This window comes from Acidaminococcus intestini DSM 21505, assembly GCF_000425045.1.
Taxonomy (GTDB): domain Bacteria; phylum Bacillota; class Negativicutes; order Acidaminococcales; family Acidaminococcaceae; genus Acidaminococcus; species Acidaminococcus intestini.
In genome coordinates, this window is record NZ_AULA01000007.1 from 52,469 (window position 1) to 73,268 (window position 20,800).

The 20,800-nt window shown below is 51.5% G+C and carries 17 protein-coding genes and 1 other RNA gene; all 18 read right to left on the reverse strand.

Going from position 1 to position 20,800, the window contains the following annotated elements:
- Positions 1–508: 508 nt before the first annotated feature.
- The 18 genes from H503_RS0103235 to H503_RS0103325 all read right to left on the reverse strand — a co-directional run bounded on the left by H503_RS0103235 (position 509) and on the right by H503_RS0103325 (position 20,760).
- Positions 509–1,252 carry a 5'-methylthioadenosine/S-adenosylhomocysteine nucleosidase family protein gene (locus H503_RS0103235; RefSeq protein ID WP_009015572.1) on the reverse strand — a complete coding sequence of 248 codons (744 nt, stop codon included), beginning with the start codon at positions 1,250–1,252 and terminating at the stop codon, positions 509–511.
- Positions 1,253–1,255: 3 nt separating this feature from the next.
- Entirely contained in the window at positions 1,256–1,978 is a 723-nt protein-coding gene (locus H503_RS0103240) for an SIMPL domain-containing protein (protein ID WP_009015573.1), read from the reverse strand.
- A 230-nt stretch (positions 1,979–2,208) separates the two neighbouring features.
- Positions 2,209–2,709 carry an RrF2 family transcriptional regulator gene (locus tag H503_RS0103245; protein WP_021736450.1) on the reverse strand — a complete coding sequence of 167 codons (501 nt, stop codon included), beginning with the start codon at positions 2,707–2,709 and terminating at the stop codon, positions 2,209–2,211.
- Positions 2,710–2,800: 91 nt separating this feature from the next.
- On the reverse strand, positions 2,801–3,127 hold the full coding sequence (locus tag H503_RS0103250) for a thioredoxin family protein (RefSeq protein ID WP_009015575.1): 327 nt from the start codon (positions 3,125–3,127) through the stop codon (positions 2,801–2,803).
- 401 nt (positions 3,128–3,528) lie between these two features.
- Positions 3,529–4,443 (reverse strand): signal recognition particle-docking protein FtsY, encoded by a 915-nt coding sequence (gene ftsY, locus H503_RS0103260; protein WP_009015576.1) that lies wholly within the window; start codon positions 4,441–4,443, stop codon positions 3,529–3,531.
- Complete coding sequence (gene smc, locus H503_RS0103265) at positions 4,440–8,000, reverse strand: chromosome segregation protein SMC (RefSeq protein ID WP_026385430.1); 3,561 nt, start codon at positions 7,998–8,000, stop codon at positions 4,440–4,442. The genes ftsY and smc overlap by 4 nt, the downstream gene beginning before the upstream one ends.
- Positions 8,001–8,015: 15 nt before the next feature.
- Positions 8,016–8,570, reverse strand: coding sequence for a bifunctional pyr operon transcriptional regulator/uracil phosphoribosyltransferase PyrR (gene pyrR / locus H503_RS0103270; protein ID WP_009015578.1), 555 nt, complete (start codon positions 8,568–8,570; stop codon positions 8,016–8,018).
- 12 nt (positions 8,571–8,582) lie between these two features.
- Entirely contained in the window at positions 8,583–9,539 is a 957-nt protein-coding gene (locus H503_RS0103275; RefSeq protein ID WP_014128249.1) for an RluA family pseudouridine synthase, read from the reverse strand.
- Complete coding sequence (gene lspA, locus H503_RS0103280) at positions 9,491–9,946, reverse strand: signal peptidase II (protein ID WP_009015580.1); 456 nt, start codon at positions 9,944–9,946, stop codon at positions 9,491–9,493. Before lspA ends, H503_RS0103275 begins: the two co-directional genes overlap by 49 nt.
- 46 nt (positions 9,947–9,992) lie before the next feature.
- Positions 9,993–10,174, reverse strand: a non-coding RNA gene (gene ssrS / locus H503_RS12190) — 6S RNA.
- A 310-nt stretch (positions 10,175–10,484) separates the two neighbouring features.
- Positions 10,485–12,275, reverse strand: a complete 1,791-nt coding sequence (aspS, locus tag H503_RS0103290) for an aspartate--tRNA ligase (protein ID WP_009015581.1) — start codon at positions 12,273–12,275, stop codon at positions 10,485–10,487.
- A gap of 6 nt (positions 12,276–12,281) precedes the next feature.
- Positions 12,282–13,544, reverse strand: a complete 1,263-nt coding sequence (gene hisS / locus H503_RS0103295; protein ID WP_016459681.1) for a histidine--tRNA ligase — start codon at positions 13,542–13,544, stop codon at positions 12,282–12,284.
- Positions 13,545–13,634: 90 nt separating this feature from the next.
- Positions 13,635–14,705: an AI-2E family transporter gene (locus H503_RS0103300; RefSeq protein ID WP_009015583.1), complete on the reverse strand. Its 1,071-nt coding sequence runs from the start codon at positions 14,703–14,705 to the stop codon at positions 13,635–13,637.
- 12 nt (positions 14,706–14,717) lie between these two features.
- A complete protein-coding gene (locus H503_RS0103305) occupies positions 14,718–15,341 on the reverse strand; it encodes an MBL fold metallo-hydrolase (protein WP_009015584.1) in 624 nt (207 codons plus the stop codon).
- 13 nt (positions 15,342–15,354) lie between these two features.
- Positions 15,355–15,804 carry a D-aminoacyl-tRNA deacylase gene (dtd, locus tag H503_RS0103310; protein ID WP_009015585.1) on the reverse strand — a complete coding sequence of 150 codons (450 nt, stop codon included), beginning with the start codon at positions 15,802–15,804 and terminating at the stop codon, positions 15,355–15,357.
- A gap of 9 nt (positions 15,805–15,813) precedes the next feature.
- The gene (locus tag H503_RS0103315; protein ID WP_016459683.1) at positions 15,814–18,036 is read right to left on the reverse strand and encodes a RelA/SpoT family protein; all 2,223 of its coding nucleotides are present in this window, start codon (positions 18,034–18,036) and stop codon (positions 15,814–15,816) included.
- A gap of 13 nt (positions 18,037–18,049) precedes the next feature.
- Complete coding sequence (recJ, locus tag H503_RS0103320) at positions 18,050–20,386, reverse strand: single-stranded-DNA-specific exonuclease RecJ (protein ID WP_016459684.1); 2,337 nt, start codon at positions 20,384–20,386, stop codon at positions 18,050–18,052.
- Positions 20,387–20,397: 11 nt separating this feature from the next.
- Positions 20,398–20,760, reverse strand: coding sequence for a LapA family protein (locus H503_RS0103325; RefSeq protein ID WP_009015588.1), 363 nt, complete (start codon positions 20,758–20,760; stop codon positions 20,398–20,400).
- Positions 20,761–20,800 lie beyond the last annotated feature (40 nt).

Consider the following 20,800-nt stretch of genomic DNA (forward strand, 5'->3'; position numbering starts at 1 on the left):
CTGTTTCTACAGGAAAAAGCCTTTTTTACCAAAAAACCAGAAAAAATGCCTGCTCCTCTTCCGGACATCCCAAAGAACGATTCCATAAGAAGACATGGCAAGTTTGATTCGTTATAAATTATTTGATCTATCTTTCTATTCTTCCCATTCATTCCTATATTTAGCATTATTTTATCAGATAATGATTATTTTTCCCTATTGAAAATAAGATTTCTTTGTAAACAAGATGACTTTTTTTAATTTATGTAACAATTGTTACATAAATTGCGATTTTTAGTTCCTAAAAGGATGATTTCCTAGCCACAGCAAATATAGGCGAAGGGGACAGAAACTCCAGCGCAGTCCCACATCCTGGCTCCATTTCTCATCGTAGTTGGAACCGTGCCTCTTTCAAGGTCGAAATAGGCCTGTAGGATGCATTTTACCTCATAGGGGCCGCCCAGCCCACATAATAAAAACAGCCTCTCCCGATTCGAAGGGAAAAGGCTGTCGATTAGGTAACCATTGATTACATGAGAAAATTCTTCAATAAGCGATATAACGCCTCACAAACGGAGGGGTCAAAGGATAGGCCCCGTTCGTTATTATTGGAGATGATGCGGACAAACGCGCAGGGAACACGGAAACGTTTAGCAGTCATCCAAACTGCAGCGGCTTCCATTTCCTCGCAGAGGGCCCCCGTTTTTTCCCGTATGCGCCTGATCTGTTCAGACGCCTCGTTCCATTGATCACTTGAGGCGATGATGCCCGTGCGGTAGGAAGCGCCGCTTTTTTTGAGAAAAGCCTCCAGTATATATCGGAGCCTTTCATCCGTCTCAAGAAGCGGCGGCACATCGGGGAAGTCCATGGCAGCCACGGACTCGTGTTCAAGGCTGCCAAGCTCCATGAAACGCAGGCCATCACGCCCCAGATAGCGGGCGTTGGCATTATAAAGGGCACTTGCCAGCACCACGTCACCTACAGCAAGGTCGCCGTAACCGCCGGCCGTACCTTGGTTCACGATAAGGGAGGGCTGATAAAGAGCGCAGGCAAGAGCCGTTGCTGCACCAGCCGCGGCCGTGCCGATGCCGGTCTGCGAAATGATCAGGGGACGCGTGCCAAAGGTTCCTCGCCAAAAGAAAAAATCCCCATACACTTCAAGTTCAGCCCCTTTGAGGCGCTTGATGAAAGGAGCCACTTCCATTTCCATGGCGCCTTGGAGGACGATAGGTCCCTTCCCTTCTCCCAAAGATGTAAGCCTGGCATCAGACATGGGTTACTCCAAGGTCATGGCAAAGACCGTATTGACCGTAACGCTCACTTCATAAGGTTGGGGCGCAATGTTCGTTTCCGGTGCGGTGCTGTCGCTTGCAGTTTTTGCCATCATGAGAAGACGGGGAGAAGCGCCGAGGGTAAAGTTCGATTCACTGACACTGGCCTGACGCAGGACGCCAAGTCCCCGTCCACCCGCATTGGCAATGGTCTGGGCACTCTGGCGGGCATTTGTGACCGCTTCCGTCATGAGCTGACGGCGATAGACGGACTCATTCTGGAGACCATAGGAAAGGGATTCCACCCGGTTCACACCAGTTGAAAGCACACCGTCAACAACGGTTCCCAAGTCATTAAGATTCTTGACCTTGGCAGACCAAGAGGAATAGAGGCGATAGCCCGTCAGTTTCTGGCGTCCATTTTTTTCATAGGTATAAGTCGGTGCAACGGTGTAGCGCGTCGTTGCCCTATCAGCACTGGAAATCCCCAGGGCCGTAAGTTTGGCTAGGACCTTTGTTGACATTTGAGCGCCGCTGGCGCGGACGGCTTCAACCGTATCTCCCGTAGTTTCATAGGAAAACGTGACCGTTGCCATATCGGGTGCCACCATTTTGCGGGCCGTTCCCGTCACGGCAACCGTATCAAGAGGCTGCTCGGCATGAACCGTGGGAAGGCCAGTACTGAAAACACAGAGAAGAAGTGCGGCAGATGCTAAGAATTTTTTCACTTTGATTCACCTCATTACATTTGATGGCCTTATTATACCATGAGGGAGTGAAAAGAGGGTGAACTCTTTAACCAACGTGGTTGAAACAAAAGGGCAAAATTCCTGAGCATGGATTTTTCCTTTTGAATCTCTTGGGATCTGCCAGCTTTTTCCAAAAAGCAAAAGCCCCCACAAACGATTCCATATCGTTCATAGGGGCGTTTTGACGGATTCAATTCGATTGCCTTGGATCAGGATCTGGAACGGTTTCGTTCATATCGATCCCACGCAGGGCAATCATGACAGCGCTCGCCATGGCATTTTTCCATACGGGCTCGCTGACGTTCAACAACTTCTTGGGCAATGGATTCGAGGGTGATGTGCTTCAATTCTTCCCGACAGGCGCGGTTCATCTCTTCATAAAGCCGGTCAAAGACAAGGGACATCCCGCTTGATATGAAGCAGTCCATATCTTCCGTCCCGCTCCGCCATTTGGTATCGACAAAGGAAATGCCGAGACCATCCGCAATGGTAAGAAGCGTCGCCTTTTCAGTGCCCGATACAGCAGCATAACCGCCGACATGACCTTCCTTGGTTTCAACAAGGCCCAATTTCTTTAATTTTCCCATGATCTTACGGACCCTGACGGGATTCGTACAGATATTGCGTGCCAGTTCATCACTGGAGACCAAAGTGCCCAAATGGGTCAGATAAACCAAGGCATGAACAGCCACAATGAAATCACTTTTCACTCACATGACTCCTTTTATACAAAAAGGAAATGGACACTCCATCCCCTCAGGCAGCCGCTTGGGCCGCTTTTTTAACCAGAACGGAAATACCTTAGAGAACTCCTTTTTCCTTCAGCCAGTCAGCGACAGCTTCTTTCGTCGGCGGGTTGACGAGGAGTTCACTATAGGTCCCCTTGCTGACGAGCATCAGGCTCGGAATGACTTCAATGTGGAACTGACGGGCCAGGGCTTCGTCATCATCGATGTTGACACCTGCAAAATCGACTTTATCATCGATTTCCATGGCAAGCTCACCCAGAGCGGGTTTCAATTTTGCACAGTATTTGCACCAAGGAGCAGAAAATCCTACGACTACAGGTTTCTTGCTCTTTACCACTTCGTTTTCAAAAGTTTCACCAGTAATCATTTTAAATGCCATATTAAACACTCCTTTATGACAAGAGATCCATAAGGACCGATGGAGAATGATTTCTTTGATTACTGTAATTTTATCTACTACAGTTTGGTTTGTCAAGATTGCATTTTTGGGGCATCAGAAAAGAGACTGAAGCCACTTGCCGCAATCAGAGTGAACGCGGCCGCTTCGATGCAGCAGGAAGTCCAGCTTGCCGTTTCCAGTTTTGCCGCTTACCTACATCAAGCAAGCAGAAAGAAAGGAAGAAGCGAAAATAGACAAGCGTCCGTTATTCCCTAAAGCGAAGCCTTCCATTGGATAATAAGGTCAAGAGCCCATTGCTTTAACAAGTACTTGTCTAAAGCAATGGGCTCACATCCTGCATCAAATCCGGTTTCTTGTGCTGGCTCGGCTCACGGTCCTCATCACCGATCAAAAAGTGCATCCACAAAGACTTTCGGATCAAAGGGCCGGAAGTCCATCATACCTTCTCCGATACCAATCCATTTGACGTCAAGGCCCAGTTCTTCCTTGATGGCAACAACGACACCGCCTTTGGCCGTACCGTCGAGTTTTGTCAGGACAACCCCCGTAACATGAGCGGTCTCCAAGAAAATCTTGGCCTGGGTGATGGCGTTCTGCCCAGTCGTTGCATCTAGGACAAGGAGCGTTTCATGGGGTCCATCGGGCACTTCCTTGCGGATGACGCGGTACATCTTGTCAAGTTCTTTCATGAGGTTCGTCTTGTTATGGAGACGGCCTGCCGTATCGACAAAAAGGACATCTATATGGCGGGCCATGGCTGCTTTTACCCCATCATAGACGACGGCAGCCGGGTCTGCCCCGATGTCCCCATGGCTGATGACAGGGACCTGCGCCTTTTCGCCCCAAATCTTAAGCTGCTCCACTGCACCGGCACGGAACGTGTCAGCAGCCGCACACATGACTTTATAGCCCATGAGGCGATAATAGTTGGCAAGCTTTCCAATGGTCGTTGTCTTTCCCACGCCATTTACTCCTACAACAAGGACGATGGTGGGATGGCCCTTGAAATTCATGCGCGGACCTTTGACGGTGAGCATGTCAGCGATGTACTGTTTGATAAAAGGCAGGGCTTCAGCGGGCGACTTGATTTCCCGCGTTGCTGCCGCTTTTCTCAGGGCCTGCATGATCTTTTCCGTCGTCTTGATGCCTACGTCGCCTGCAACGAGGATCATTTCGAGCTCATCCATGAAGTCCTCGTCCAGATCAACACTGATCCCGACCAGGTCTTCCATGCGCTCTGTAAAATTCTTGCGGGTCTTTTCAAGGCCCTGACGTAACTCTTCAACAAAACTCATGAAGCGGCCACCTCCGATAGTTTAACGGATAGGACACGGGAGACGCCGGATTCACTCATGGTGACGCCGTGCAGCGTGTCCGCAGCTTCCATCGTGCCTTTACGATGGGTGATGATGATAAATTGGGTCCGTTTTCCATAGTCCCGAAGGAACTCAGCAAAACGATCGATATTGGTTTCGTCAAGAGGCGCGTCGATTTCATCAAGGATGACAAAAGGCGCCGGATGATAGGAAAGAAGAGCAAAAAGCAAGGCAATGACGGTAAGGGCCCGCTCCCCGCCAGAAAAAAGGGATAGGTTCCGCATCTTTTTCCCTGGCGGCTGGGCTTCAATGTCGATGCCCGTTTCGAGAAGGTTTTCTTCATTTTGGATGACAAGACGTGCCTTCCCACCGCCGAAGAGCTTCTCATAGCACTTGCCAAAATACTCGTTGATTTTGTCAAAGGCTTCTCGGAATCGTTTGGTCATATCTGAATTGATTCCACTGATGACAAGTTCAAGCTGCTTTTTCGCAGTCACCATATCATCGTACTGTTTGGTGAGGAATTCATACCGTTCCTTTGCCGCTTGGTAATCCTCTTCAGCCGCAAGGTTCACAGGCCCCAGGTCCTCAATCTTTTGAGCAAGGAGAATTTCTTCTTTCTTGAGGGCTCCTTCCCCGATATCAGTCAGGGCTTTTTCCCGGGCTTCCTCCACGGACAGCTTGAAATTATCAGCTAAGATTCCTGCCGTGCTTTCCATTTCAGAGGTTTTTCTTACGCTGTCCATCTCGACTTGATGACGCTTTTCCTTGAGGCCTTCCAGGCGTTCCTGAAGCTTGCGGGCATTTTCAAGAAGGATGTCACGGCCCTCTTCATAGCCCTTTCGCGTCTTTATAAAGGCCTGGGTCTTTTCATCCGTCCCTTCAAGACTCTTGTCAAAGGCCTTGATTTTTTCCTCAAGGGACGCAATGGTCCCTTCTGATTTTTTCAGCATGGCTTCGGTCTTTTCGATTTCAGCCACTTCGTTCAGGCGATCCTTTTCGGCTTTGGCACTGCGCTCGTCGATTTCTGCCATGCGGCTTTCAAGGGACGTGATCTGCGTTTTGAGGGTGTTATAGGAAACGATGACATCCTGATATTTTTGGTTCAACGTCTCAAGGCGAAGCTTGTCCTTTTGGAGGGTTTCTTCCTGGCTGCGGGCTTCTTCCCGCTTCTGTGAATCTGCCTCCTCAAGGGTCTTTACCTGGGGTTCAAGGCTCTTGATTTTTTCAGTTATGGCAAGATAGGCCTTCGCTGCCTCCGTTTTTTCATCGGAAAGAAGGAGAAGACTTTCATTCTTTTCACCCAATTCCTTTTGGGCCTGTTCCACTTGGGCGGACAGGGTTGCCATGGAAACAGCCAGTTTCTGGTAGGTATCGGCACACTGATTGCGGTCAATGACTGCATCCTGTTCCTGATGAAGGACTTCCTGGAGGGCTTGGTTAAGTCCTGCCAACTCTTTTTCCAATTGGGCCCGTTCCTTTTGGTGCGTTTCAATTTCCTGATGGCGGGAAAGGAAACTCCTGCGATTTTCTTTTTCACCGCCTGCAAGGGACCCACCGGAATAGATGACGTCCCCTTCAAGGGTTACGACGCGAACGCGCATATCGGCCCGTTTAGCCGCATCTAGGGCCTGATCCAGGGTTTCAGCCACAAGAACCTGTCCCAGAAGAAAATCCACGGCCGGCATAAGGTCCGCATCGACCGAAACGAGACTTGAGGCAAGGCCGATGATACCAGGTGCCTTGAGGGCTTCTTTTTCCTTAGGGGAAAGGCTGCGGGGCCGGATGGTATCAAGGGGCAGAAAAGTCGCCCGCCCTCCTTTTTGGCTCTTAAGGTGACGGATGGCCTCCTTGGCCGTTTGGGCATCACGGGTAATGATGTTCTGCAGAGCCCCGCCAAGCGCCGTTTCAATGGCCGTTACATAGCGGCCTTCGACATGGAGCAGCTCGCCCACAACGCCGCAGATTCCGCTGCGCCAGCCTGCTTTTGACTGAAGGATGGTCTTGACCCCGCGGCTGAAGCCATCATGGTCCCGTTCCATATTTTGGATGACCTGGATGCGGGCTTTCTTTTCACTCAGCTGCCTTTCCTTAGCGGCCACGGCCTTTTTGGCTTCTTCCAAACGAGCCGCAAGCTCATCAAGACGGGCTTTGGCAGCCGTGCCCTTTTCCTTGACACGCTCCTGCTGGTTTTTTGCGTCTGTAAGGGCTGTACTGCCGTTTGCCAGGCGTTCTGCCGCACTTTTTACCTCATCTTCAGCAAGGTCCATTTTTTCCTTCATCTGGGCCAGGCGGCGATGGAGCTGTTCTTCTTCCTGATGGGCGGCGTTAAGGTCATTGCGCAGCGTTACAAGTTCCCGCATACGTTCAAAATTTTCGTTTTGGGCATCTTCCCTACGCTTTTCACTTGCTGCCACAAGGCGCGTCAGTTCATCCTTTTCCTTTTCCGTACGGGAAAGGGACGCCTTCACTGCCTGATACTTTGCCTCTTCCTCATCATAGGTGCCCGTGAGGAGGGCCAGGTTTTCCTGATTTGCTTCGATGTCCTTTTCAAGACGCGCCACGACGCCCTGCATCTGCTCGATTTGGATCTTTCCTTGACGCATCCGCTCACGATAAACGCTCGCTTCACTGACGCACTGGCTGCGCGCTTCCTGTTTTTTGCGCACACCTACCTGATAGGCGCCAAAAGAAGCCTCATGAGCCTGGAGCTCCTTATTTTTGGCATCGATTTCAGATTGGAGCTTAGCCGCCTCTTCGTCAAGGCGTCTTTCCTCTTTCCCCCACCCTTCAAGACGCGCTTCAATATCGCCCTTTTCCTTTTCCAGGTGGTCCAGCCTGCGCACAAGCTGCGTTACACGCACCAATTCATAGCGAGCATCCAGTTCCTTATAGGTACGAACCTTTTCCGCTGCCTTTTCAAGGGGCTTCAGCTGGCTGGAAATTTCCGTCTGGATATCGTGGATCCGCAGGAGGTTTCCTGCCGTATCATCGAGCTTTCGCAGGGCCTCTTTTTTACGGAGACGATATTTGGCAATGCCTGCCGTTTCCTCAAAAATGGTACGCCGGTCTTCGGGACGGCTGTTTAGGATCTCATCAATCTTGTTCTGGCCGATGATGGAAAGCGACCCGCGCCCCAACCCCGTATCGGCAAGGAGATTTACAATATCCTTTAACCGACAGTTCTTGCCGTTGATGGCATATTCACTTTCACCGCTGCGGTATACGCGGCGGCGGATACTGACTTCATCAAAGTCCACCGGAAGATCATGATCACGATTGTCAAAAACAAGGGTCACATCGGCCATGCCCAAGGGCCGGCGGGCACTGCTGCCGGCAAAGATGACATCTTCCATCTTGGTCCCGCGCAGGTACTTGATGCTCTGTTCACCCATGACCCAGCGGATGGCATCGGAAATATTGCTCTTGCCGCTGCCATTTGGCCCAACAATGGCCGTGATCCCATTTTCGAAATTGACATTGACCTTATCGGCAAAGGACTTGAAGCCATGGGCTTCAAATGACTTTAATCGCACGTAGGTCCATCCTTCTTAATTTGATTTGACATCTGCCAAAGCGACTTCATCTGTACCGTCGATTTCCTTGATTGTGACGTTCACCGTTTCATGGGTGCTCGTCGGGACATTCTTTCCAACATAGTCCGCCCTGATTGGCAGTTCCTTATGTCCCCGATCGACCATAACCGCCAGTTGGATGGCTTTAGGGCGCCCCATATCGATGAGTGCATCAAGAGCGCAGCGAATGGTCCGGCCAGTAAAAAGAACATCGTCAATGAGAACAACGGTCCGACCGTTAAGGTCAAAATGGATATCTGTTTCTCCCATGACAGGATTATACCCCAAGGTAGACAGGTCATCCCGGTACATCGTAATATCCAGGGAGCCAACAGGAACCTTGACGCCCTCGATTTCCTCAATGGTCTTTGCAACGCGTCTGGCAAGCGGTACACCGCGGGTCGTAATGCCTACAAGGGCTACGTGCTCCACACCTTTGTTGCGTTCCACAATTTCGTGGGAAATCCGCACAAGGGCGCGGCGCATTGCATCTTCATCCATTATCGTTTTCTTTTTCACTGAAATGCTCATGATGGATTCTCCTTAATGAAATTGGCCATGGCGCAGACGCGTCAGGATCGTTTCCATATCGCCGGGAAGGGGTGCCGTAAAGGACATGATCTTTCCCGTCCGGGGATGACGGAACGTCAATGTCTCAGAATGAAGGGCCTGTCCGTCAATGGAAAAACAGGTCTTTTGCGGTTGATATTTGGGATCTCCCACCAGGGGATGTCCCAGATAAGTCATATGGACGCGGATTTGATGCGTCCTTCCAGTCTGGAGGCGGCAGCGCACGACCGTAAAGCGGCCGTAACGTTCAAGGACCTCATAATCGGTCACGGCAAGGCGGCCGCCGGAAGGCACAACAGCCATACGCATGCGGTCCTTGGGGTCTCGGTCGATGAGGGTCTCAATATGGCCCCGGTCGTCCTTGATATTGCCCCGCACAACAGCAATGTATGTACGTTTGGCTTCCTTGTCCTTGATCTGTTGGGAAAGCGACAGATGAGCCCTATCGTTTTTTGCACAGACCATGACGCCGCTAGTATCCTTATCGAGGCGATGCACAATGCCGGGCCGGACAACGCCGTTGATTCCTGATAAATCCTTGCAGTGATATAAAAGGGCGTTTACAAGGGTCCCTGTATAGTTTCCCGCCGCGGGATGGACAACCATGCCCCGCGGCTTATTGACGACAATCACATCCTCATCTTCGTAGAGGATAGCTAAAGGAATGGGCTCAGGTTCTGCCTCAAGGCTCACAGCAGGCGGAATGACAACCGTAAAGACATCCCCCAACTTGACCTTATAACTTGCCTTGACCGGCTTCCCTTCTTTGGTGACAAGTCCTTTTTCCATATCGTGCTGCAGGCTTGAACGCGAAAGATCCAGGACGTCAGCAAGATAGCAGTCCGCGCGAAGCCCTTGATCCTTTTCTGCAGCGGGCTCAGTTACTTTTGTGGTTCCGTCTTCCGGCATTCGTCCATGACAATATTCCATACAATCAGCCCCACTCCTACACAAATAAAGATATCGGCCACATTGAAGATGGGCCAAAAATAAAAGTCAAAAAAGTCAATGACAAAGCCCGTTTCGATGCGGTCGATGAGGTTTCCCACGGCCCCGCCCAGGAAAAAGGCTGCACCCAATTGGACGACAATCGCTTCTTCTTTGATCCTGCGCCAGAAATAAATCAGGACGGCAATGACGGCAACCGTCATCAAGATGAAAAACAGCCGCTGGTGCTCCAGCATTCCAAAAGCAGCACCGGGGTTAAGAATATAAGTCAGGCTCATGACCCCTGGCACGACGGGAATGCTCTCTCCCTCTGCCAGATGGGATTGAACCAGGATTTTCGTCACGCGGTCCAGGATAATGACGGCTAAACTGATGAGAACAAGAGGCATAACGCTTCGGACTCCTTCGAACGTGAATGAATTGATATAAAAAAGAAAGAGCCCTACAATGCCGTTTCCGTCCCTTGTTTTGAACCTGCATGAGCAGGTGGGTGCCCTCCCTGTCACTGCTGATGTCCCCTCAGGGGGGCATACCATGAGCGGCCGGAGTTTTCGGGCTCCCTTATAAAGAGTGTTGGCTCAAAACCTATAGGACTTTTTCGTACATCGGAGGGTTGCTCTTTACCTGTATTATAGCAAGAAATGGGGATGGGTGCAAGGTTTGAGGGAGAATCAGCCAGTTCAAAAAGCGGACTGATTGGCAAAATGAACGATTCCCCGCTGCGCAAAAACAGAAGGAACAAGAAAATGCATGACGGCTTCCCGCATGGGGCTTATTTTGCTGCCCTCTTGACTTTTCGCCTTACGTGCCCGCTTGCTGGCTCGCACCTTCGCAGCTCAACTTTCCGACTTTTTACCCTTACCTTTGAGACTTCCCCGTCATACAAAAACGAGCCAAGGATTTCTCCTCAGCTCGCAGTCAATGGGGTTATTCTTCTTTTTCCTTCTTTACGACCGTGCTCCTGATATGCAGTTCGCGCATCTGTTTTTCGTCGACGATGTTCGGAGCTTGGCTCATGACGTCCACAGCACTCTGCGTCTTCGGGAAAGCAATGACATCACGGATGGACGGACGTTTCGCCATGAGCATGATGAGACGGTCAAGGCCAAAGGCAAGGCCGCCATGAGGAGGCGCGCCAAATTCGAAGGCATTCAGGAGGAAGCCAAATTTTTCCTGAGCCTGTTCATCTGTAAGCCCAATGGCTTCAAAGACCTTGTTCTGAACAGTGCGGTCATGGATACGAATGGAACCGCCGCCAATTTCTACGCCGTTAAGGACCATGTCATAGGCTTTGGCATAGACATGACCTGGATCGGTGAGAAGCTTATCCACATCTTCATCGCAGGGAGACGTAAACGGATGGTGCATAGCGACATAACGGTGTTCTTCTTCGCTGTATTCGAACATAGGGAATTTCACAACCCACGTAAAGGCAAGCTTATCGGGATCGATGAGGTTCAGGCGTTTGCCCATTTCAAGACGAAGGGCCCCCAACGCGGCTGCCACGACAAGGGGATTCTTATCAGCCACAAAGAGCAGGACGTCGCCTTTTTCAGCTTTGCCCGTTTCCAGGATGCGCTTCATTTCTTCTTCGCTGAAGAATTTGGCAATCGGGCTCTTGATGGAACCGTCTTCGTTGACAATAATCCAAGCAAGGCCCTTGGCACCATAGATACCGACAAAGTCTACAAGGCCGTCGAGTTCACGGCGCGGGATGGCGCTGTAGCCCTTGACGTTGATGGCTTTGACAAGACCGCCTTTTTCGATGATGTCCTTAAAGACCTTGAACTGGGTCCCTTCAAGGGCTTGGTTCATGTTGACAAGCTTCATGCCAAAGCGCAGGTCCGGCTTATCCGAACCGTACTGATCCATGGCATCATCCCAGGTCATGCGGCCGAAAGGAACCTGCAGTTCCTTTCCAAGAGCATTTTTAAAGACATAGGCAATGAGGTTTTCTGTCAGCGTCATAATGTCGTCTTCGTCGATGAAGGACATTTCCATATCAAGCTGGGTAAATTCAGGCTGACGGTCGGCGCGCAGGTCTTCATCACGGAAGCAGCGGGCAATCTGGAAGTATTTTTCCATGCCGGCTACCATGAGAATCTGCTTAAACAGCTGCGGAGACTGCGGCAGGGCATAGAACTTGCCAGGGTTGACACGGCTCGGGACAAGATAGTCACGGGCGCCTTCCGGAGTGCTCTTGCAGAGCATCGGCGTTTCGATTTCAAGGAAGCCCTGGTTATCCATGAAGTCACGGACGAGCTTCGTCACTTTATGACGGAGGATGAGGTTGCGCTGCATTTCTGGTCTGCGCAGGTCAAGATAACGATAGCGCAGTCTTACATTTTCATCGACGTCCACACCGTCCTGGATATAGAAAGGAGGCGTCTTGGCCGGGTTCAGGATATTGAGGCCTTCGACTACGACTTCCACTTCACCGGTCGGAAGGTTCGGGTTTACCGTTTCTTCCGTACGGTTGCGGACCATACCTTTGACTTGCAGGACAAATTCACTGCGGACCGTTTCCGCCTTATGGAAATCCTTGTCATCATGGGCCGGGTCAATAACGACCTGGACCAGACCGGACCGGTCACGTAGATCAATGAAGATAATTCCACCATGGTCACGCCGTTTGCTGACCCAACCGCACAAGGTAACTTCCTTGCCGGCGTCTTGTTTTCTAAGCTCACCACAGTGGTGACTGCGTTCAAAACTCATGTTGTTTTACACCTCTGCCTTTTTCATATAGGATACAATCTCGGATCGTTTGATTTCTTCCTGGCTGCTGTCAGCCATGTTACGGACCGTCACGGCACCGCGGCTGCGTTCTTCTTCCCCGAAGATGAGGGCAAAGCGGGCACCCGTGCGGTCAGCCTGTTTCATCTGGGCTTTCATGCTGCGTCCAATCTGGTTCATGTCGCAGGAATAACCGGCTTCACGCAGGGTCATGACGGCTTTGAACGCGTCTGCCGTGCCGCCTTCATCAGGCACAACAGCAAAGACATCGATGGCTTCTTTTTCGGACTTGAGGAGTCCCTGCTTTTCGAGAGCCAGGATGATGCGTTCAAGGCCCATAGCAAAGCCAACGCCCGGTGTGGAAGGTCCGCCCAGTTCCTCAACAAGGCCATCGTAACGGCCGCCGCCGCCAACGGCGCTCTGCGCCCCAAGCGGGGAATACTGGACTTCGTAAGCCGTCTTCGTATAGTAGTCAAGGCCACGGACGAGGGTGCTGTCGACTTCGTAGTCCACGCCTGCTTCATCAAGAAGTTTCTTGACCATTTCAAAATGATCATGACACTCTTCGCACAGGGAATCCGTGATTTTTGGAGCCCCAGCCATGAAGGGTTTATCATGGTCGACCTTGCAGTCAAGGATACGCAGGGGGCTGCGGTCAAAGCGGCTCTGGCAATCCTCGCACAGTTCCTTCAGATGCGGACGGAAATAGTCCTGCAGGAGGGTGCGGTGCTGCGGGCGGCATTTCGGGCAGCCGACGGAATTGATCTTGAGTTTAAGGTCCTTGAGGCCAAGCCGTTTGAGGACCGTAATAGCAAGCAGGATGGTTTCCGCATCCACCACCGGGGACGGGGAGCCCATCGCTTCGACGCCAAACTGATGGAACTGTCTCATGCGGCCAGCCTGGGGACGGTCGTACCGGAACATGGGTCCGATATAGAAGACCTTCAGCGGCATAGGTTCAGCATAGAGTTTATTTTCGACGAAGGAACGTACGACAGCAGCCGTATTTTCGGGACGAAGCGTAATGCTTCTGCCACTGCGGTCGTTGAACGTATACATTTCCTTATCAACAACGTCCGTACCGTCACCGATGCCTCTTTGGAAGAGTTCCGTATGCTCGAAGATTGGCGTGCGGATTTCCTGATAGTTGAATTCGCGGCAAACGTCGCGCAAGACGGATTCGACATACCGCCAGCCATTGACCGCGCCGGGCAGGATGTCCTTGGTACCACGGGGTGCCGTTGTTAACATAATAATCCCCTCCGTTTCCTTCAATAAAAAACTTCATGTAAACCACTTTAGTTTACCACAAGATACTGGATGATTTCAATATAAAGCGGCCTAAATTGCCTTTTCCTCCTCTTTGGGAAGAGGCTCACCCCAGTGCCAGAAATAGCCATAAAGGATCTTGATGATGGCCAGTACTGGCACAGCAAAGATCAAGCCAATGACACCGGCCAGTTTCCCTCCGATGATGACGGATAGGATAATGAGGACCGGATGCAGGGTAATGGCTTTTCCCACAAGGGTGGGCATGATGACCTGAGAGTCGACCTGATAGTAGACAAGGTAAAAAATGAGGACCTGGAGCGCCAAGGCGGGCCGCTGCAAGAGAGCGACAAAAACAGCGACAAGGGTCCCCACAACAGAACCAACAAGGGGAATGAGCTCTGTCAGCATGGCAAGAAGACCAAGGACCAAGGTATACTGCACGCCAAGGACATAATTGCCAACGGTCAGGCAGCCTGCAGCCACAAGACAAAGCTTCAGCATATTGTCCACATAGGTGCAGAGCATGCTGCCAATGTCTTCGAGAACCTTTTCGGCAAGTGCCTGCCGGTCATAGGGAAAGACTTTGACAGCCATGGCCTTTAGGGTCCGCCAATCCTTCAGGAAATAAAAAGTCAAGAAAGGAACAAGGACCATACTCGCCATGGAACGGGCCACGCGAAAAGTCGATGAAATGAGGTCCTGGAAAAGGGCCATGACGTTACGGCCCGCCGTCGTCAGGGCTTCATTGATGAGGGCCTGCACATTGGCAGGAAGCGCGGCACGGGCCTCCGGGCCAAAAAACCAGTTCATGGTCGCTGACACCTGGGCAGCAAAACCCGGCAGGGCCTTGGTGAGGGTATTGACCTGTGTCACCAAAGGGACCATGAGAATCTGGAGGGCAGCGCTCATAAACAGAAGAAAGATGACAAATGACAGGAGGACGGCCACCGCACTCGGCATGCGGCGGTCCCGTCCCCACGTAATCTTTTCAAGCGTCCGGACAATGGGATAAAGCAAATAAGAAAAAGCAATGGAAATCAGGACGGGAAGCAGAAAATCGGCGACAAGGCAAAAAGCCGTAAAAGCAAGAAGTGCAAAAGCCGACTTTACAAGCATTCCCCGGGGTTTTTGTGTCATCATAGGGGCCGCCTCTTACTGCAGAAACGGATTTCTCCGTCTTTCCCAGCCCACGGTCGTATCCGGTCCATGACCGGGAAACAGCCGATAGTCATCGGGAAGGGTCAAGAGTTTTGTCTTGATGGAAGTGAGGATATCATCATAGGAACCGCCGGGAAGATCTGTACGGCCGATGGATTCAAGAAAAATCGTATCCCCGACAAACACAACGCCGTCGCCAATGATGCACACACCGCCGAGCGTATGGCCCGGGGTTGCGGCAATGGTAAAGGTCAGACCGGCTTCTGTAACAGTCATGCCGTCTTCAAAATAGACGTCCGGCGGATCAAAAGTCTTATCCCGGTCTGTCGAATACGACAGGCTGCTGTTCCAAACGCGAAGCATAGGCGCGTCTTCTCGGCTCATATAGACCTTGGCCCCGGTCAGCTTCTTGACTTCGTCCAAAGCTGAAATATGGTCACCATGACCGTGGGTGATAAAGATGGCCGTAATTTTTTTGATTCCGGCTTTTTTAACAGCCTCCATAATCTTGAGCGCTTCATCACCGGGATCGATGATGATGCCCTCCCCTGTCTCCTCATTTTTGATGAGGTAACAGTTTTCCTGAATGGGGCCTACAACGATGCGATAGAGTTTCATAGATGGGTTTCTCCTAAAATGTTTTGCGGCTGTCGATGAGGATCGTCACCGGGCCGTCATTGATCAGGGACACTTCCATATGAGCCTGGAACTGTCCCGTTTCGGTCTTGATGCCCTTTTCCCGAAAAAGGACCACTGCCCTTTCATAAAGCCGTTTCGCCTCATCAGGCGGGGCCGACTGGGTAAAGGAAGGCCGTTTGCCATGGCGCGCGTCCCCCAAGAGGGTGAACTGGCTGACGACAAGGAGCTCGCCTTGGGTATCCACAAGGGAACGGTTCATGCGGCCTTCTTCATCATCAAAGACACGGAGACCGGCAACCTTCTCCACAATGTAGTGAAGGTCTTTATCCGTGTCCCCTCTTTCAACGCCCAAAAGGACAAGAAAACCCTTTTGGATCTGGCCGATGGATTCTTGATTGACACTGACACTGGCGCTTGATACGCGCTGGACGACTGCTCTCATAATGCTCCTTTACAGACCACTGGTCTTGCGTTCGACTTTATAGACGCCTTTGATGCGGCGCATACGGCCAATGATGTAGTTTAGCTGTTCAAGGCTTGTAATGTCAAGTCCCAGGTCCACATAAGCCGTTTTATCTGGATTCGTATGGGCATTGAGGGAATTGATATTGACCTTTGTCTCACTGGCTACAGTCATGATGTTGGCCATGACACCCGTCTGATCGATACAGCTCATGCGCAGGACAACCTTGTAGGCTTCATCCGTGTCGATGTTCCACGACACTTCAATCATACGGTCCGATTCCTCTTTATTGGCAAGGACATTGGGGCAGTCGACGCGATGGACAGATACCCCATGGCCGCGGGTAACATAGCCTACGATAGGGTCGCCTGGAATGGGGTTGCAGCAGCGGGCAAGCTTCACCATGATATCATCTTCACCCTTGACGAGGATGCCATGACTTCCTTTATGGGGTTTGGATACCCGCGGTTTAAGTTCCTTAAGAAGCTGGGACAGATTCTTGGTCTGATTCTTTTTCTGGGCATTTTTGTAAAGCTCAATGAGCTTTACCATGACCGTGCTCACAAGGACGCCGCCATAGCCGATGGCAGCCAGCAGATTTTCCTCACTGCCGTCAAAGTGGGAACGTGTGGCCACTTCCTTGAGGTTTTCGCTCGTCAGGAGCTTTGCCGTATCATAGCCCAGGCGCCGGCATTCATGTTCAAGCATATCCCGTCCATTGACAATATTTTCTTCCCGCCGTTCCTTCTTGAAAAACTGACGGATCTTATTTTTGGTCTGACTTGACCCAACGATGTTGATCCAGTCGCGGCTCGGTCCAGGACTCGTCTTGGACGTGATGATTTCCACGATATCGCCGTTTTTGAGCTTATAGTCGAGAGGAACGATCTTACCATTGATCTTGGCACCGACGCAGCGATTGCCTACGCCCGTATGGATGCGATAGGCAAAATCAATGGGAACGCTGCCAAAAGGCAGGTCAATGACGTCACCTTGGGGCGTAAAGACAAAGACTTCATCAGAAAAAACGTCCATCTTGACCGTATCAACAAATTCGTGGGGATCGCGCATGTCACGGTGCCAATCAAGGAGCTGCCGCAGCCAGGCCATCTTTTCATCGGCCGACTTGTCCGATGAGCTCGGCATATTGGACCCGCCGGACTCCTTATAACGCCAATGGGCGGCAACACCATATTCGGAAATGCGGTGCATTTCAAAGGTGCGGATCTGGATTTCAAGCGGCTGCCCGCTCGAGGAAACGACGGTCGTATGAAGGGACTGATAGCCATTTGATTTGGGGACCGCAATATAATCCTTGAAACGACCCGGAATCGGGCGCCACTTTCCGTGGACAATCCCCAGGACGCCGTAGCAGTCCTTTACGCTGTCAACCAGGACACGGACTGCCAAAAGGTCATAGATTTCATTGATGCTTTTGTTGTCTTTCTGCATCTTCTTGTAGATGCTGTAAAAGCTCTTGGGACGGCCCTGGATTTCACATTTGATCCCACTATCACTGCACAGATGGCTCAATTCGTCCATGGCTTCCTGGACCATGGCTTCCCGTTCGTGCCGTTTGACCTTGACCTGCTCCACAAGCTCATAGTAATGCTGCGGCTCCATGTAGCGGAAAGACAGATCTTCCAGTTCCCATTTGATGGCATAGATTCCTAGGCGATGCGCCAAGGGCGCATAGATTTCAAGGGTCTCGCTGGAAATCCGTTTTTGTTTATTGGGCGGCATGTATTTCATGGTCCGCATATTATGCAGACGGTCCGCAAGCTTGATCAGGACCACGCGGATATCCTTTGCCATGGCAAGGAACATCTTCCGATAGTTCTCGACTTGCTGCTCCTCGCGGGAAATATATTCAATCTTGCCGAGTTTGGTGACGCCATCGACGAGTCCTGCCACTTCAAGGCCAAAAATATCGGTCAGCTGGTCGAGGGTCACATCCGTATCTTCCACCACATCATGGAGGAAGGCGGCAGCAAGGGTTGTATCATCCATATGAAGCTGGGCCAGGATGCTTGCTACCCCCAGCGGATGGATGATGTAGGGTTCACCGCTGGCCCGTTTCTGGCTGGCATGCTGCTCCGCCGCAAAATTATAGGCCTCCCGGACGAACTCCACTTGGCGAGGGGTCAGATATTTCCCGATTCTCACATAAAATTCCTCTGCACTGATTGGTGTTGCATCTAACTGTTCCATCTTCTCACCCCCTCTAATTATTCCATAAGGCTGCAATTGCCGCGGCCTTCATCTGCCAAGCGGCGGTCAGGCGTTTTTCCTTACGGTCCCGCTCAGCACAAAATTCCTGATAGGCAGGGTTTTCCGCCATGTCAATAGGCTGTACCTGCCGCGGCACAATGGTGCCATCCTTTTCCAGAAAAAAGTGCAGATCAAAAAAGAGCTTCAAGACACGTTCCGTAATGCGGTACCCTTCCCGTGTCGATCCCAAAAGGTCCTGTTTCGTGGCATAAGGACGCGAGTTAAGGACGCTCCGAATATGGGCATAGCAGTGGCGTAAGCCCATCACATCCGGATAGGAAGCAAGAAGTGCCTGCCGGGCAGCCACCATCTCGTCGCGATGATACAAGAGATGGAGCACACCCGCTCCTTTCAGGGGAAAATGAGCCTCATCCATAAGGGCAAAGGCACCGGCATCATAGAAAATAACCGTTTTGACCCCGCTGGGAAGGGGCGCCCCGTAAGGAAGGACATCGACCCCGGGAGGAAAGGACAGTTCTGTTTCACTTTCCTGCTTATATAGTACTGTTTTTTCTTCTTTTTGTAAAATAGTATTTAAAATAGCTTCCTTGCTCAGGTTGCTGTGACGCCAATCAACGATGGTCTGTGCCGTATCGACAGCCTTGACCTCGAGGTCCACCGTGGTTACGCCGCGGAAGGTGTTGAGGCGGGGCACAAAGGCCACGGCTGCCTCTTCTCCCTCGTAGAAGTAATGGCTCCGCGGGCCTTCCTGCCACAAAAGTCCCTTATAGCCATAGCCGCCGCTTGAAAGGTCCAGCCGCAAATGACTGCCGTCCTTTCCCATAGTGCGCACGCCCGTGATGACGGCCCTTTCAAATCCCAAGATCGGAGCCGGATTGTTCTGGCCAAAGGGTTGGAGCCGTTCAAGTTCGTGGACAATTTTTTCCGTCACAGCCTCCCCTTCGGGAATGAAATAATCCGGTTCCACTTCCGGTTCATAAATTTCGCCATGGAGGGCCGTTTTCACGGTCTCTGTAAAAAGATGCCGCAATTCGTCCACCTTATCTGCTTCCATGGTCAGGCCCGCTGCCTGGGCATGGCCGCCAAACTGGATCAGGGCGAGGCGGCAGGCTTCCAGGGCATGATAAAGATGGACCGGAGGAATACTGCGGCATGACCCCTTGGCAATGCCGTCCTTGATGGACATCAGGATTGTCGGTTCATGGTATTTTTCGGTCAGTCGGGACGCCACAATACCAATGACACCAGGATGCCAGCCTTCTTTGGCAAGGACAATGCCCCAGGTCGGGACCTTGCCCGACGCGGTCAGCATGGCCTCTGCCTCTTCAAAGATGCGCTGACTGATTTCCTGGCGCTTGGCGTTGAGGTCATTGAGTTCACGGGAAAGGGTCTTGGCTTCCTCGCTGTCACTTGTTATCAGCAGCTTTACGGCAAGCATGGCGTCATCCAGGCGTCCAGCGGCATTGATGCGAGGTCCAATGCCAAACCCAATGGTGTCACTCGTAATGGGGGAACCTTCCCGCGTCGCCGACTGGATCAAGGCGCGCAGTCCCACAAGAGACGTATTGGCGATTTTCTTGAGTCCCCTGCGAACAATCTCCCGGTTTTCCCCTACAAGGGGCACCACATCCGCTACCGTTGCCACGGCAGCAAGTTCGATCAAATCTGTCCAAAGCGCACTTTCGGGATGAAAATGCTGCCACAGGGCCTGACAGAGCTTAAAAGCCACCCCACAGCCGCAGATGCCCTTTTCTGGGTATGAATCACCAGGCTGATTGGGATTTACGACCGTGTAGGCCGGCGGAAGCTCCTGCGGAGCCAGGTGGTGGTCCGTTATGATGACGTCAAGACCGGTGGGGGCCTTCTTGATCACATCCGCTCCGCTGATTCCCGTGTCGACAGTAATAACAAGGGTCGATCCACCAGCGTAGATCTTTTCAAGGGCCTCTAGGTTGAGTCCGTACCCTTCTGTATCGCGTCGAGGAATATAAACGGCAGCCTTGGCGCCCAAATTTTTTGTTAAAAAGAGAAAGAGCAAGGAGCTGGCAGAAGTCCCGTCTACGTCATAGTCCCCGTAGATCGTTATCTTCTCCTCCTTGCTGAGGGCTTCACAGATCCTCGTGACGGCCCGCTCCATATGGAGCAGTCCATAGGGGTCATGAAAAGGTTCGGGGCTGCCGTCAAGAAAGGTCCGGATGGCTTCAGGGTCCGTCAGGTTCCTTCGCTTGAGGATCCCCATAAGAACAGGAGAAAGGCCCAAGGCCTTTCCCGTTTCCAAAAGGTCAGGGTCAAGGGGCCCTGCCTTGTGACTGATTTTACTGCAGATCATGAACGAAATTCCTACTTTCCTGGGTCAAATGGTTTGATGATGGGATCATCATCCGTTTGGGGCGCGTCAGAGGCCTTAGGTCTTGCTTTAAAATGGGGAACCGTCCCCATCTTGCGCCGATTCTCGGCATTTTCCTCTTCAAGGGCCTTGATCTGCCCTTTGAGGCGGCGTTCCTTCATGAAGTGACCGGCCTTTACTTTAAGGGCAATGAGACCTGACAGGACAAGGCCAATGAGAAGGGAGCCAATGATAATCAAGGCAAGACTCATGGAAAAATGCCAGAAGAGGAAGGAAACTTCCACGCTCACGGCATTTTGAACAGCAAAGATGGCTACACACAGGGAAAGGATTCCCATGATAATCATATAAAACATGGTACTGCCTCCTCTCAACTCATCATAGTGAATAAAATAT

Bases quoted from the DNA above. Each gene is read 5' to 3' on its own strand.
- H503_RS0103235 (WP_009015572.1), bottom strand. From the start codon at position 1,252: ATGTCTGATGCCAGGCTTACATCTTTGGGAGAAGGGAAGGGACCTATC.
- H503_RS0103250 (WP_009015575.1), bottom strand. From the start codon at position 3,127: ATGGCATTTAAAATGATTACTGGTGAAACTTTTGAAAACGAAGTGGTA.
- ftsY (WP_009015576.1), bottom strand. From the start codon at position 4,443: ATGAGTTTTGTTGAAGAGTTACGTCAGGGCCTTGAAAAGACCCGCAAG.
- pyrR (WP_009015578.1), bottom strand. From the start codon at position 8,570: ATGAGCATTTCAGTGAAAAAGAAAACGATAATGGATGAAGATGCAATG.
- H503_RS0103275 (WP_014128249.1), bottom strand. From the start codon at position 9,539: ATGGAATATTGTCATGGACGAATGCCGGAAGACGGAACCACAAAAGTA.
- lspA (WP_009015580.1), bottom strand. From the start codon at position 9,946: ATGCCTCTTGTTCTCATCAGTTTAGCCGTCATTATCCTGGACCGCGTG.
- aspS (WP_009015581.1), bottom strand. From the start codon at position 12,275: ATGAGTTTTGAACGCAGTCACCACTGTGGTGAGCTTAGAAAACAAGAC.
- hisS (WP_016459681.1), bottom strand. From the start codon at position 13,544: ATGTTAACAACGGCACCCCGTGGTACCAAGGACATCCTGCCCGGCGCG.
- H503_RS0103300 (WP_009015583.1), bottom strand. From the start codon at position 14,705: ATGATGACACAAAAACCCCGGGGAATGCTTGTAAAGTCGGCTTTTGCA.
- H503_RS0103305 (WP_009015584.1), bottom strand. From the start codon at position 15,341: ATGAAACTCTATCGCATCGTTGTAGGCCCCATTCAGGAAAACTGTTAC.
- dtd (WP_009015585.1), bottom strand. From the start codon at position 15,804: ATGAGAGCAGTCGTCCAGCGCGTATCAAGCGCCAGTGTCAGTGTCAAT.
- H503_RS0103315 (WP_016459683.1), bottom strand. From the start codon at position 18,036: ATGGAACAGTTAGATGCAACACCAATCAGTGCAGAGGAATTTTATGTG.
- recJ (WP_016459684.1), bottom strand. From the start codon at position 20,386: ATGATCTGCAGTAAAATCAGTCACAAGGCAGGGCCCCTTGACCCTGAC.
- H503_RS0103325 (WP_009015588.1), bottom strand. From the start codon at position 20,760: ATGTTTTATATGATTATCATGGGAATCCTTTCCCTGTGTGTAGCCATC.